This window comes from Bacillus sp. SCT118 (assembly GCF_058566435.1).
Map to the genome: position 1 here is coordinate 1,331,082 of NZ_CP191225.1, position 14,373 is coordinate 1,345,454.

Genomic DNA, 14,373 nt, shown 5'->3' on the forward strand with positions numbered 1-14,373 from the left:
AAGGAGGCTCACACAATCGTGCAGCAAAAAGTATTATCAGCTCTTGAATTTCATAAAGTGAAAGAACAGGTTATTGGGCATGCCGCTTCATCGCTCGGAAAAGAAATGCTTCTCGAGCTTAAGCCTTCTGCTTCTATAGACGAAATCAAAAAACAGCTTGATGAAGTAGACGAAGCTTCTGACATTATCCGGCTGAGAGGCCAAGCGCCATTTGGCGGCCTTGTAGATATCAGAGGAGCGTTAAGACGGGCGGAAATCGGCAGCGTTCTCAGTCCTTCTGAATTCACTGAAATCTCAGGCCTGCTTTATGCAGTTAAACAAATGAAACATTTTATCACCCAAATGGCTGAAGACGGTGTCGACATTCCGCTGATCCATCAGCATGCTGAACAGCTTATCACGCTGTCCGATTTAGAGCGGGACATTAATTCCTGCATTGATGATCACGGAGAAGTGCTTGATCATGCATCGGAAACATTAAGAGGAATCCGCACACAGCTCAGAACACTCGAATCAAGAGTCAGAGACCGGTTAGAGTCGATGCTGCGTTCCTCTTCCGCTTCGAAAATGCTGTCTGATACGATTGTTACGATTCGGAATGACCGCTTTGTGATCCCGGTCAAACAGGAGTACAGATCCAGCTATGGAGGAATTGTGCACGACACCTCATCCTCTGGTGCGACACTATTCATTGAACCGCAGGCGATTGTAGATATGAACAATTCCCTTCAGCAGGCGAAAGTGAAAGAAAAGCAAGAAATTGAACGGATTTTGCGTGTGCTGACAGAGAAAACGGCAGAGCATACAGAGGAGCTATTTCTAGATTTGCAAGTGCTGCAGACGCTTGACTTTATTTTTGCAAAAGCTAGATATGCAAAAGCGGTTAAAGCGACAAAACCGATTATGAACGACACCGGCTTTATCCGTTTGAAAAAAGCCCGCCATCCATTGCTTCCGCCTGACCAGGTTGTTGCCAATGACATCGAGCTTGGCCGCGATTTTTCAACCATTGTCATCACAGGGCCAAACACCGGGGGGAAAACAGTCACCCTTAAAACGTTAGGCCTGCTAACCTTAATGGCGCAATCAGGTCTTCATATCCCGGCAGATGAAGGGTCAGAAGCGGCAGTATTTGAGCACGTATTCGCTGATATCGGTGATGAACAGTCGATTGAGCAAAGTTTAAGTACGTTCTCATCCCATATGGTGAACATTGTCGGCATTTTAGAACAGGTCAATGAAAACAGCCTTGTGCTTTTCGATGAACTTGGTGCAGGGACAGATCCGCAGGAGGGGGCGGCCCTCGCCATGAGCATCTTGGATGACGTGCATCGCACCAATGCACGAGTGTTAGCTACGACGCATTATCCGGAATTGAAGGCGTACGGCTATAACAGAGAAGGCGTCATGAATGCCAGCGTTGAATTTGACATTGAAACGCTGTCACCGACCTATAAACTTTTAATTGGTGTGCCGGGTCGAAGCAATGCTTTCGAAATTTCAAAACGCCTCGGGCTTCCGGACCATATCATCGGGCAGGCGAAGTCAGAAATGACGGCCGAGCATAACGAAGTCGATACGATGATTGCGTCGCTGGAACAAAGCAAAAAACGTGCGGAAGAAGAGCTTTCTGAGACAGAATCAATCAGAAAAGAAGCGGAAAAACTGCATAAAGAGCTGCAGCAGCAAATCATCGAGCTTAACAGCAAAAAAGACAAAATGCTTGAAGAGGCAGAACAGCAGGCTGCTGAAAAAGTAAAAGCGGCAATAAAAGAAGCCGAGGACATTATTCATGAATTGCGCTCCATAAAAGAAGAACACAAATCCTTCAAGGATCACGAGCTGATTAACGCGAAGAAACGGTTAGAAGGCGCTATGCCGGCTTTTGAAAAGTCCAAGAAACCGGAAAAGCCAAAAGCGCAAAAACGCGACTTTAAGCCTGGTGACGAGGTGAAAGTCCTCACTTTCGGGCAAAAAGGAACATTGCTCGAAAAAACAGGCGGCAATGAATGGAATGTTCAAATCGGTATTTTAAAGATGAAAGTAAAAGAAAAAGATCTGGAGTTTATCAAATCAGCTCCGGAGCCAAAAAAAGAAAAAATCATTACAGCGGTCAAGGGAAAGGACTATCACGTATCGCTTGAACTTGATCTCCGCGGCGAACGCTATGAAAATGCCCTCAGCCGGGTTGAAAAATACTTGGATGATGCGGTGTTAGCCGGATATCCAAGAGTGTCAATCATCCACGGAAAAGGAACCGGCGCTTTAAGAAAAGGCGTACAGGATCTTCTGAAAAACCACCGCAGCGTCAAAAGTTCCCGTTTCGGTGAAGCAGGTGAGGGAGGATCAGGCGTTACGGTTGTTGAACTAAAATAAAAGGGAGTATGGCCATGAGTGATTTTTGGGAAAACGAGCTTGTGGAAATCGCGGCATATTACAGTGTCGCGGTTCTCTGCCTCGTCCTCTTTTTGACTGTGTTTGAGCTGGTGACGGCTTATAAAAACTGGGAAGAGATTCAAAAAGGAAATCTTGCGGTGGCAATGGCGACCGGCGGAAAAATTTTGGGAATCGCAAACGTATTTCAGCATTCCATCTCCCAGCATAATTCGCTGCTGCAAATGATCGGCTGGGGCGTTTACGGGTTTGTTATGCTTCTGATCAGTTACTTTATTTTTGAGTTTTTGACTCCGCGGTTTAAAATTGATCAGGAAATCGAAAATGATAACCGGGCTGTCGGCTTTATTTCATTTGTCATTTCTGTCGGGCTTTCATTTGTGGTGGCAGCCGGAATATAAGGGGACGGAGAATAGATGGAAAAGCTTGCGAAAATACTGCTCGCCGCGGCGGGAATCTTTTTGTTAATTGGTCTTATATATCTGTTCATATTATGAGAAAAAGAAAGATTTACCTTTCTTTTTCTTTTTTTTGCCGTCCATCTGCTATAATGATAAGGTGGATCTCTAAAATCGAAAGGGGAGGTTTTATGCAGTCTCAAAAGCCGTGGCTTGCCGAGTATCCCAACGATATCCCGCATGAGCTTCCATTGCCGAATAAAACCCTGCAATCCATCCTGACAGACTCCGCCGCACGATTCCCTGATAAAACCGCAATATCGTTTTATGGAAAAAAACTCACCTTTCATGACATTCTGACGGATGCTCTTAAACTTGCAGCTTTTTTGCAGTGCAATGGCCTGCAAAAAGGAGACAGAGTGGCTGTTATGCTGCCCAATTGCCCGCAAACAGTGATTTCTTATTATGGCGTCTTGTTTGCCGGTGGCATCGTGGTGCAGACGAATCCGCTTTATACCGAGCATGAGCTTGAATACCAGCTTAGAGATGCTCAGGTAAGTGTGATCATCACCTTAGATTTGCTTTTCCCGAAGGCAATAAAAATGAAAACGTTATCAATAGTCGACCAGATTTTGATAACCAGCGTAAAAGACTATTTGCCTTTTCCGAAGAATATTCTTTACCCGCTGACGCAAAAACAAAAAGTGCATATCGATTTTGACAAAACAGCTAACATTCACACGTTTGCTTCCAGTATGAAGCAGGAAAAAACTGAACTCCTGACAATCCCGAAGATCGATCCTGAGCATGATATCGCTGTCCTCCAGTATACCGGAGGAACAACCGGAGCTCCAAAAGGGGTCATGCTCACGCACCAAAATATTTTGGCAAATACTGAAATGTGCGCCGCTTGGATGTATGACGTGAAAGAAGGCGCTGAAAAAGTGCTGGGCATCGTCCCGTTTTTTCATGTTTACGGACTGACGGCAGTCATGAACTATTCGATTAAACTAGGCTTCGAAATGATTCTTCTTCCTAAGTTTGATCCGCTCGAAACACTTAAAATCATCGACAAACACAAACCAACGCTCTTTCCTGGCGCACCGACAATTTACATTGGCCTTTTGCATCACCCCGAATTGCAGCATTATGATCTGTCATCCATTAAAAGCTGTCTTAGCGGATCAGCCGCGCTCCCCGTGGAGGTAAAGCAGAAATTTGAAAAGGTGACTGGCGGAAAGCTTGTGGAAGGCTATGGTTTGTCTGAGGCATCCCCAGTGACGCACGCTAACTTTATCTGGGGAAAAAACAAGCCGGGCAGTATCGGCTGTCCTTGGCCGAGTACGGACGCCGCGATCTATTCTGAAGAGACGGGTGAGCTTGCCGCTCCGTATGAGCATGGAGAAATCATTGTAAAAGGTCCGCAAGTCATGAAAGGATACTGGAATAAACCAGAGGAAACCGCAGCAGTGCTGAGAGATGGCTGGCTGTTCACCGGGGACATGGGCTATATGGATGAAGAAGGCTTTTTCTATATTGCTGACAGGAAGAAGGATATCATCATTGCCGGCGGTTACAATATTTACCCGCGTGAGGTAGAAGAAGCGCTTTATGAACATGAAGCCATCCAGGAAATTGTTGTCGCAGGCGTTCCCGATTCTTACAGGGGAGAAACAGTAAAAGCATTTGTAGTATTAAAGAAAGGCGCAAAAGCCGATACAGAAGAACTGGACACTTTTGCGAGATCACGTCTAGCTCCCTATAAGGTGCCCAAAGCCTATGAGTTCAGAAAAGAGCTGCCGAAAACGGCGGTGGGGAAAATTTTAAGAAGGCGTTTACTTGAAGAAGAAGCCGAAAATCATCATATCAAATAAAAAAGAGAACTCCTATGAATAAACTTGACAAACCTGAAAATCCTTCTTATCATGAAATTATGAATGAATAGTCATTCATTTTTATAGGGAGGAACGATGAACATTGAAGCAAAAACGGCCAAAGTATATGCAGATTATTGATGCAGCAGTAGAAGTCATTGCAGAAAACGGCTACCACCAGTCACAGGTATCCAAAATTGCCAAACAAGCCGGAGTAGCGGACGGCACCATCTATCTCTATTTTAAAAACAAAGAAGATATTTTAATTTCTCTTTTCAAAGAAAAAATGGGTCAATTTATTGAGCGGATGGAAGAGGACATTAAAGAAAAAGCAACAGCGAAAGAGAAATTGGCGCTTGTGATTTCAAAGCATTTTTCCCTTTTAGCGGGTGACCATAATCTCGCAATTGTCACGCAGCTCGAGCTCCGCCAATCCAACTTGGAGCTGCGCCAAAAAATCAACGAAATATTAAAAGGCTACTTAAATATTTTGGATGGCATTTTGACGGAAGGTATACAATCAGGCGAATTAAAAGAAGGCCTCGACGTCCGCCTCGCCCGGCAGATGATTTTTGGAACGATTGACGAAACCGTGACAACTTGGGTGATGAATGACCAAAAGTACGATCTCGCTGCGCTTTCAGACAGCGTTTTAGAATTATTGGTGTCTGGAATTCATAATAAGTAAAGGAGTTCTGTCCTATGAATGCAATATCACTGGCAGTTGATCAATTTGTGGCAGTTTTGACGATTCACAATCCGCCGGCAAATGCACTTTCCAGCCGGATATTAGAAGAGCTGTCTTCCTGTCTTGATCAATGTGAGACAGATGCAGGCGTACGAAGCATTATCATTCACGGCGAGGGAAGATTTTTCTCAGCCGGCGCTGATATTAAAGAATTTACATCGCTTAAAGGCAACGAGGATTCCTCACTGCTGGCTGAGCGCGGCCAGCAGCTGATGGAAAGAATCGAAAGCTTTCCAAAACCGATTATCGCGGCGATTCACGGCGCTGCTCTTGGAGGCGGGCTGGAGCTGGCGATGGCTTGTCATATCAGAATCGCGGCAGAAGACGCCAAGCTGGGGCTCCCGGAGCTTAATCTCGGTATCATTCCGGGTTTTGCGGGGACACAGCGCCTTCCGAGATATGTCGGTACAGCCAAAGCACTAGAGCTCATCGGATCAGGAGAACCGATATCCGGAAAAGAAGCGCTTGATCTCGGACTTGTCTCAATTGGAGCGAAAGATGAGGCAGAAGTGATTGAAAAAGCAAAAGCACTTGCCGCTAAGTTTGCAGAGAAAAGCCCGCAAACGCTGGCATCTTTGCTTGAACTTCTTTATTCCAACAAGGTGTATTCCTATGAAGGCAGCTTAAAGCTTGAAGCAAAGCGATTTGGGGAAGCATTTGAGTCAGAGGACGCCAAGGAAGGCATCCAGGCATTTCTCGAAAAAAGAAAGCCTCAGTTCAAAGGCGAATAAAAGGGGATATGATCATGAATCTATTTGTACTGATGAAACGGACGTTTGACACAGAAGAAAAAATCGTCATTGAAACAGGAAAGATTCAGGATGACGGAGCGGAATGGATCATTAATCCATATGATGAGTACGCGATAGAAGAAGCCATCCAGCTGAAGGAAAAGCATGGCGGCACGATCACCGCCGTCACGGTCGGCGGTGAAGAAGCGGAGAAAGAATTGCGTACGGCGCTTGCCATGGGTTGTGACCAAGCTGTTTTAATCAACATAGAAGATGATCTCGAAGAACCCGACCAATATTCCATTTCTCAAGTTTTATACCACTATATGAAGGATCAGGAGTTTGATTTGATTCTCGGCGGAAATGTTGCCATTGACGGAGGATCAGGACAAGTGGCGCCTCGGCTTGCCGAGCTACTGAACATTCCGTGTATCACTACGATCACCAAACTCGAAATCAACGGCACTGATGCAGAAGCAGAAAGGGACGTCGAAGGGGATGTTGAAAAAATCAAAACGACGCTCCCATTGCTTGTCACAGCTCAGCAGGGCTTAAACGAGCCGCGCTATCCATCGCTTCCGGGAATTATGAAGGCTAAGAAAAAGCCGCTTGAAGAGCTTGAACTTGATGATCTTGACCTGGACGAAGAGGATGCTGAACCAAAGCTGAAAACCATTGAGCGTTTTCTGCCGCCGAAAAAAGAAGCCGGGAAGCTTCTCCAAGGTGAGCCTGCTGAACAGGCAAAAGAGCTTGTCTCATTGCTCCGCAGCGAAGCTAAAGTCATTTAAAGCTTGGACATTCAAAGAAACAGGGGGATGTTAGAATGGGAAAAAAAGTGATCGTGCTTGGAGAAATACGCGATGGGGAATTGCGGAATGTCACCTTTGAAGCAATAGCTGCAGGAAGAACCATTTCAGGAGATGGAGAAGTCATCGGTGTTCTCATCGGTGAAAATGTACAAAGCATTGCACAAGAGCTTATTCATTACGGAGCAGATAAAGTTCTTACCGCTGAGGACCCGAAGCTGAAAACATACACGGCAGACGGGTACAGTCAGGTCATGAGAGGTGTTATCGAGCAAGAAAATCCTGATTCAGTCATCTTCGGGCATACGGCAATGGGCAAGGATCTTTCACCGAAGCTTGCTGCCCGGCTGCAAACAGGCTTAATTTCTGATGCTATAGATGTAAGCGTTACCGGAGGAAATGTTGTGTTCACACGGCCGATTTACTCGGGGAAAGCTTTTGAACGCGTCATTTCAACCGATCCGATGATCTTTGCAACAATTCGCCCCAATAACATTCAAGCTTCAGAAAAAGACACCAGCAGATCGGGGAGCATCGAAAGCATTGATGTTTCTCTTACTGACCTCCGCACTGTTATCCAAGAGGTCGTGAAAAAAACGGCGGACGGTGTTGATCTCTCCGAAGCGAAAATTATCGTTGCGGGCGGCCGAGGAGTCAAAAGTAAGGATGGATTTCAGCCGCTGCAGGAGCTTGCAGAGGTGCTAGGGGCCGCAGTCGGGGCTTCTCGCGGGGCATGTGACGCTGATTATTGCGATTACGCTCTCCAAATCGGGCAGACCGGGAAAGTCGTTACTCCGGATTTGTACATTGCATGTGGCATTTCCGGCGCCATCCAGCATTTGGCAGGCATGTCAAACAGCAAGGTGATCGTCGCCATCAATAAAGACCCCGAAGCCGATATCTTTAAAATAGCGGATTACGGCATCGTCGGTGATTTATTTGAAGTTGTCCCGTTATTAACTGAGGAATTCAAACAATTGAATATACACTCATAAAGGAAATCCCGGACTTTAAAAGTTCGGGATTTTTTCATATTTATAAATACATACGTACAAATATAAAAAACAATAGAAAATGTCGTTGACATGTACGAACATATATAATATGGTTACTTTAAAAGCGCTTACATTCATGCTGACTCCTCAGGCAAAAGACAGATCACATATTTGACTGTGGTGCTTTTCATATCCGTATGAAAGGAATGATCAGAGGCATGTCTGAACATCAAGCAGTGATTCAAACAGATATCGTAAAAGGAACCATTAACAAAAATATATACGGTCATTTTGCTGAGCATTTAGGAAGAGGGATTTATGAGGGAATCTGGGTCGGAACGGACTCAGACATCCCCAATATCAACGGGATACGAAAGGACGTGCTGGAGGCGCTCAAACAGCTGCACATTCCTGTCCTCAGATGGCCGGGCGGGTGTTTTGCGGACGAATACCATTGGGCAAACGGTGTCGGTGACCGTAAGACAATGCTGAACACTCACTGGGGCGGTACAATTGAATCAAATGAATTCGGAACGCATGAATTTATGATGCTTTGCGAGCTGCTTGAATGCGAGCCATATATTTGCGGCAATGTCGGAAGCGGAACCGTTCAGGAAATGGCGGAGTGGATTGAGTATATGACATTTGAAGAAGGCACGCCGATGTCAGACTGGAGAAAACAAAATGGAAGAGAAGAGCCTTGGAAGCTGAAATATTTCGGCGTGGGCAATGAAAACTGGGGCTGCGGCGGCAACATGCATCCCGAATACTACGCAGATCTGTACCGGCGTTTTCAGACTTATGTCCGCAATTACAGCGGGAATGACATTTATAAAATTGCCGGCGGCGCAAATGTGGATGATTTTAATTGGACGGATGTGCTTATGAAAAAAGCCGCTGGCCTGATGGACGGGTTGAGTCTTCATTATTACACGATTCCGGGGGATTTTTGGAAGGGCAAAGGATCAGCCACAGAATTCACGGAAGATGAATGGTTTATTACGATGAAAAAAGCCAAATACATCGATGAATTGATTCAAAAACACGGCACGATTATGGACCGGTATGATCCGGAGCAGCGGGTCGGGCTGATTATTGATGAATGGGGCACGTGGTTTGATCCCGAGCCAGGCACGAATCCCGGTTTCTTATATCAGCAAAATACCATTCGTGATGCGCTGGTGGCGGCTTCTCATTTCCACATCTTCCATCAGCATTGCCGCCGGGTGCAAATGGCCAATATCGCCCAAACGGTCAACGTTCTTCAAGCAATGATTTTGACTGAGGGAGAGCGGATGCTTTTGACACCGACGTACCATGTATTCAATATGTTTAAGGTGCACCAGGACGCTTCTCTTTTAGCCACAGAGACAATGTCTGCCGACTATGAATGGAACGGTGAAACGCTTCCGCAAATCAGCATTTCAGCGTCGAAACAAGCTGAAGGCGATATCAATATCACAATTTGCAACATCGATCACCAAAACAAAGCGGAGGCGGAAATCGAGCTGAGGGGCCTACACAAGGCAGCGGACCATTCCGGAGTCATTCTTACGGCAGAAAAAATGAATGCGCATAACACGTTTGACGATCCTCATCATGTCAAACCGGAATCCTTCAGACAATACACGCTCAGCAAAAACAAATTGAAAGTAAAACTCCCGCCAATGTCAGTCGTCTTACTTACGCTGCGTGCTGATTCTTAATTGCGCAAGAGCGCCGGAGCTTCATGCCGGCGCTCTTTTTCAGGTTTTAAAACAGCTCCGGCCGGGCATGGTAAAGTACATGACAGTGAAGAGGAGATGTGATCTTATGCTTCGTACCATTTTAATGATTATTGGGGCAATTGTAGTGATCGGGGCCATTATCAGATTTGTGTTTTAAAAAAAGAGCATATCCCATTCAACCATATAAAAATGAGTAAACCGGCTGTGATCAGGAAAAAATAATTTGTAAGCATTAAAATAGCGTGAACGAATGGGAGATGCTATACTAAAAATCATCATTTCACATTGGAGGAATTCAATAATGGCTATCGTAAAAGCAACTGATCAATCTTTCTCAGCTGAAACAAGCGAAGGCGTCGTACTGGCAGACTTCTGGGCTCCTTGGTGCGGACCTTGTAAAATGATTGCACCTGTTCTTGAAGAATTGGATCAAGAAATGGGAGACAAACTGAAAATCGTAAAAATCGATGTAGATGAAAACCAAGAAACTGCCGGAAAATACGGCGTTATGAGCATCCCGACTCTTCTTGTGTTAAAAGACGGCGAAGTAGTTGAAACTTCAGTCGGCTTCAAACCAAAAGAAGCGCTTCAAGAGCTTGTAAACAAACATCTTTAATTTTCCGCTGCTTACATGCCAGAGCGATTCCGATTGAGGGATCGCTTTTTTTATTCGCCAATTGTGAATCATAGAGAAAAACAAACGTTCGTGTTAAACTGGGAATAAAGGATTAAACATAAGGAAGGGTAACATATGAACAAACAACTGAAAGAAAAACTCGCCCTCCTTCCTGATCAACCGGGTTGTTATCTCATGAAGGACCGGCAGCAGACTGTGATCTACGTAGGGAAAGCAAAAGTGCTGAAAAACAGAGTACGCTCCTACTTCACCGGCTCTCACGACGCGAAAACCCAAAGGCTTGTGACGGAAATCGAGGATTTTGAATATATCGTGACGTCCTCCAATCTTGAAGCGCTTATTTTAGAAATGAATCTGATCAAAAAGCATGATCCGAAATACAACGTCATGCTCAAAGACGACAAAACCTATCCTTTCATAAAACTCACCCATGAACGCCACCCAAGGCTGATTGTCACCCGCAATGTCAAAAAAGACAAAGGGCGCTATTTCGGGCCGTATCCGAATGTACAGGCAGCAAGGGAGACAAAAAAACTGCTCGACCGTCTGTACCCTCTCAGAAAATGCTCCAAGCTCCCGGACAGAGTGTGCCTTTACTATCATCTGGGCCAATGCCTCGCTCCGTGCGTAAAGGATATTTCCGAAGAGACGAACAGAGAGCTGGTTGAAAGCATTACACGTTTCTTAAGGGGCGGCTATAATGAGGTCAAAAAAGATCTTGAAGAGAAAATGCATGAAGCTGCTGAGAATCTTGAGTTTGAACGAGCAAAAGAGCTTCGTGACCAAATTGCCCATATTGAATCAACGATGGAAAAACAAAAAATGACGATGAACGATCTAGTCGACCGTGATGTATTCGCGTACGCGTACGATAAGGGCTGGATGTGCGTGCAGGTTTTTTTCATCCGCCAAGGAAAGCTCATTGAACGCGATGTCAGCATGTTCCCGCTTTATCAGGAAGCTGATGAAGAGTTCCTCACGTTCATCGGGCAGTTCTATTCAAAAAACAACCACTTCCTTCCGAAGGAGATTTTAGTTCCGGACAGCGTAGATCAATCCATGATCGAGCAGCTGCTGGAAACAAACGTTCACCAGCCGAAGAAAGGCCCGAAAAAAGAACTGCTCATGCTGGCCCATAAAAATGCGAAAATCGCATTGAAAGAAAAATTCTCTTTAATCGAACGGGACGAGGAGCGTTCAATCGGGGCTGTGCAGAAACTAGGTGAGGCATTAAATATTTATACGCCGCACAGAATTGAAGCGTTTGATAACTCAAACATACAGGGGACAAACCCGGTTTCCGCGATGATTGTGTTTATCGACGGCAAACCATACAAAAAGGAATACCGCAAATATAAAATCAAAACTGTTACAGGGCCGGATGATTACGGTTCTATGAGAGAGGTTGTCAGAAGACGCTATACGAGAGTGCTTCGTGAGAATCTGCCGCTGCCCGATCTGATCATCATTGACGGAGGAAAAGGGCAGATCAACGCAGCAAGGGATGTCATTGAAAATGAACTCGGCTTGGATATCCCGATCGCCGGTTTAGCGAAAGATGAAAAACACAGAACCTCAAATTTACTGATCGGTGAGCCGCTGGAGGCGGTGTATCTGGAACGAAACAGCCAGGAATTTTACCTCCTGCAGCGCATTCAGGACGAGGTGCACCGTTTTGCAATCAGTTTTCACAGGCAAATCCGCGGAAAAAGCGCGTTTCAATCCGTTTTGGACGACATCCCGGGTATCGGAGAGAAAAGAAAGAAAATGCTGTTAAAGCATTTCGGTTCCGTTAAAAAAATGAAGGAAGCAAGCCTTGAGGACATCAAAAAAGCCGGTGTTCCCGCAGCGGCGGCTCAGCTCCTTTACGACAAATTGCAAAAATAATGTTGTCCTTTTAAATAAGATCTGATAAAATGTGAACTAATTTCATAGTTAGATCGTGTTATATGGTGAAGATAGAGGTGCGAACTTCAAGAGTATGCCTTTGGAGAAAGATGGATTCTGTGAAAAAGGCTGAAAGGGGAGCGTCGCCGAAGCAAATAAAACCCCATCGGTATTATTTGCTGGCCGTGCATTGAATAAATGTAAGGCTGTCAAGAAATCATTTTCTTGGAGGGCTATCTCGTTGTTCATAATCATTCATGATGATTAATTGATAAGCAATGAGAGTATTCCTCTCATTGCTTTTTTTATTGTGGACAAAGCGCTCTTTCTCCTCACCCGCACGAACCAAAATGTAAAGGGTGGTAATACATGGGTCTTATTGTACAAAAATTCGGAGGCACTTCCGTCGGCTCAGTCGAAAAAATTCAAAATGCGGCAAACCGCGCAATTGCAGAAAAACAGAAAGGCCATCAAGTCGTTATCGTCGTTTCAGCAATGGGAAAATCCACTGACGAATTGGTCAGCCTTGCAAAAGCTATTTCTGACCAGCCGAGCAAACGTGAAATGGATATGCTGCTGGCGACAGGCGAGCAGGTCACGATTTCACTCCTTTCAATGGCATTGCAGGAAAAAGGCTATGACGCTGTGTCTTATACTGGCTGGCAGGCGGGAATCCGTACGGAGGCCATTCACGGAAACGCCAGAATTACAGATATCGACACTTCGGTTTTAGCAGACCAGCTTGAAAAAGGAAGAATTGTCATTGTTGCAGGATTCCAAGGCATGACAGAGGATTGTGAAATTACGACATTGGGCCGGGGCGGTTCAGATACAACAGCAGTTGCTTTGGCTGCCGCTTTAAAAGCTGATAAATGTGACATATACACAGACGTGCCAGGCGTGTTTACAACCGATCCGCGCTATGTGAAATCAGCGAGAAAACTTGCGGGCATCTCATACGATGAAATGCTTGAGCTTGCCAATTTAGGCGCCGGTGTTCTTCATCCGAGAGCAGTTGAGTTCGCGAAAAATTACCAAGTGCCGTTAGAAGTGCGTTCAAGTACAGAAACCGAAGCGGGAACATTAATTGAGGAGGAATCATCCATGGAACAGAATTTAATTGTCAGAGGCATTGCATTTGAAGATCAAATCACAAGAGTAACCATTTACGGGCTGACTAGCGGCCTGACAACTTTGTCTACTATTTTTACAACACTTGCCAAAAGAAACATAAACGTAGATATCATTATCCAAACGCAGGCCGAGGACAAGACTGGAATTTCCTTCTCTGTCAAAACAGAAGATGCAGACCAAACCGTTGCGGTGCTTGAAGAGTATAAAGACGCGCTGGAATTTGAGAAAATCGAGACAGAAAGCAAATTGGCTAAAGTATCCATTGTTGGATCCGGCATGGTCTCAAATCCTGGTGTAGCGGCTGAAATGTTTGCTGTACTGGCGCAAAAAAACATTTTAATCAAAATGGTCAGCACTTCTGAAATCAAAGTGTCAACAGTCGTAAGCGAAAATGACATGGTGAAAGCAGTCGAGTCGCTTCACGATGCATTTGAGCTTTCAAAACACCCTTCAGCTGTGTAATGACAATCAAAAAGGCGGGACTATGCAGTCACCGCCTTTTTGATTACACTGGGTCTTTCATATCCCATTTCACAGTCAGAACCACTTTATCGGCTCTCTTTTTCACTTGTTCATATGATTCGGCAATCTGATCATTCATCAATTGAATTTGTTCAGCGATAAAACCAGCCTCCAGCTGAAAGCAAGGTTCTTTCTGATGTTTAAGCCGGTTGGAAATGATCGGCCCTTCAAGTTCAAATTCAAGCTCCTGTTTTTTAGCGCTTACGTTGGTGAGGGTTCCCCAGCCCGCTTCTTCAAAGAAGGCCGGAAATTCCTCCCATGATTCAAGAGGAAACTTACGGGCGAGATGTTTTCCTGCCCAATACATCATGGAAGAGTAATCTTGGCCAAGCATATCTGGGAGAACGATCTCTCGTATTAGTTCGTAGGCATAGGCGTTCATTTCAATTTCTTTTAGGTTGTCAATAGATGCTTCAAATTTAGACTTCATATCTGTCTCCCCTCTCTCCTGCGTATATTATAGCTCAAACAGGGGGGAGGATTACAGAATGATCCTGTAATTCTTATGAAAAATTAAGCA

12 protein-coding genes and 1 riboswitch are annotated in these 14,373 nt (G+C 45.1%); of the genes, 11 read left to right on the forward strand and 1 reads right to left on the reverse strand.

Annotated elements, in window-relative coordinates:
• Window positions 1–18 precede the first annotated feature (18 nt).
• The 11 genes from ACQVGT_RS06715 to ACQVGT_RS06765 all read left to right on the forward strand — a co-directional run bounded on the left by ACQVGT_RS06715 (window position 19) and on the right by ACQVGT_RS06765 (window position 13,793).
• On the forward strand, window positions 19–2,376 hold the full coding sequence (locus tag ACQVGT_RS06715) for an endonuclease MutS2 (protein ID WP_015384309.1): 2,358 nt from the start codon (window positions 19–21) through the stop codon (window positions 2,374–2,376).
• Between the two features lie 14 nt (window positions 2,377–2,390).
• Window positions 2,391–2,795, forward strand: coding sequence for a DUF350 domain-containing protein (locus ACQVGT_RS06720; RefSeq protein WP_003237674.1), 405 nt, complete (start codon window positions 2,391–2,393; stop codon window positions 2,793–2,795).
• 188 nt (window positions 2,796–2,983) lie between these two features.
• A complete protein-coding gene (gene lcfA / locus ACQVGT_RS06725) occupies window positions 2,984–4,666 on the forward strand; it encodes a long-chain-fatty-acid--CoA ligase LcfA (RefSeq protein ID WP_015384307.1) in 1,683 nt (560 codons plus the stop codon).
• A 103-nt stretch (window positions 4,667–4,769) separates the two neighbouring features.
• On the forward strand, window positions 4,770–5,354 hold the full coding sequence (gene fadR, locus ACQVGT_RS06730; protein WP_014477593.1) for a fatty acid metabolism transcriptional regulator FadR: 585 nt from the start codon (window positions 4,770–4,772) through the stop codon (window positions 5,352–5,354).
• Between the two features lie 14 nt (window positions 5,355–5,368).
• Window positions 5,369–6,145 (forward strand): enoyl-CoA hydratase, encoded by a 777-nt coding sequence (locus ACQVGT_RS06735; RefSeq protein ID WP_003229549.1) that lies wholly within the window; start codon window positions 5,369–5,371, stop codon window positions 6,143–6,145.
• Between the two features lie 14 nt (window positions 6,146–6,159).
• Window positions 6,160–6,933, forward strand: coding sequence for an electron transfer flavoprotein subunit beta (etfB, locus tag ACQVGT_RS06740; protein WP_015483535.1), 774 nt, complete (start codon window positions 6,160–6,162; stop codon window positions 6,931–6,933).
• Window positions 6,934–6,968: 35 nt separating this feature from the next.
• The gene (gene etfA, locus ACQVGT_RS06745; RefSeq protein WP_015384304.1) at window positions 6,969–7,946 is read left to right on the forward strand and encodes an electron transfer flavoprotein subunit alpha; all 978 of its coding nucleotides are present in this window, start codon (window positions 6,969–6,971) and stop codon (window positions 7,944–7,946) included.
• 218 nt (window positions 7,947–8,164) lie between these two features.
• Window positions 8,165–9,652 (forward strand): alpha-L-arabinofuranosidase AbfB, encoded by a 1,488-nt coding sequence (abfB, locus tag ACQVGT_RS06750; RefSeq protein WP_015483534.1) that lies wholly within the window; start codon window positions 8,165–8,167, stop codon window positions 9,650–9,652.
• A 322-nt stretch (window positions 9,653–9,974) separates the two neighbouring features.
• Window positions 9,975–10,289, forward strand: coding sequence for a thioredoxin (gene trxA / locus ACQVGT_RS06755; protein ID WP_003222500.1), 315 nt, complete (start codon window positions 9,975–9,977; stop codon window positions 10,287–10,289).
• A gap of 135 nt (window positions 10,290–10,424) precedes the next feature.
• A complete protein-coding gene (gene uvrC / locus ACQVGT_RS06760; protein WP_015384301.1) occupies window positions 10,425–12,197 on the forward strand; it encodes an excinuclease ABC subunit UvrC in 1,773 nt (590 codons plus the stop codon).
• Between the two features lie 64 nt (window positions 12,198–12,261).
• Window positions 12,262–12,441: riboswitch (Lysine riboswitch) on the forward strand.
• A gap of 125 nt (window positions 12,442–12,566) precedes the next feature.
• Window positions 12,567–13,793 carry an aspartate kinase gene (locus ACQVGT_RS06765; RefSeq protein ID WP_015384300.1) on the forward strand — a complete coding sequence of 409 codons (1,227 nt, stop codon included), beginning with the start codon at window positions 12,567–12,569 and terminating at the stop codon, window positions 13,791–13,793.
• Between the two features lie 43 nt (window positions 13,794–13,836).
• Here ACQVGT_RS06765 and ACQVGT_RS06770 read toward each other — a convergent pair whose 3' ends face one another.
• Window positions 13,837–14,283: a YslB family protein gene (locus ACQVGT_RS06770; RefSeq protein ID WP_003222508.1), complete on the reverse strand. Its 447-nt coding sequence runs from the start codon at window positions 14,281–14,283 to the stop codon at window positions 13,837–13,839.
• Between the last annotated feature and the right edge of the window lie 90 nt (window positions 14,284–14,373).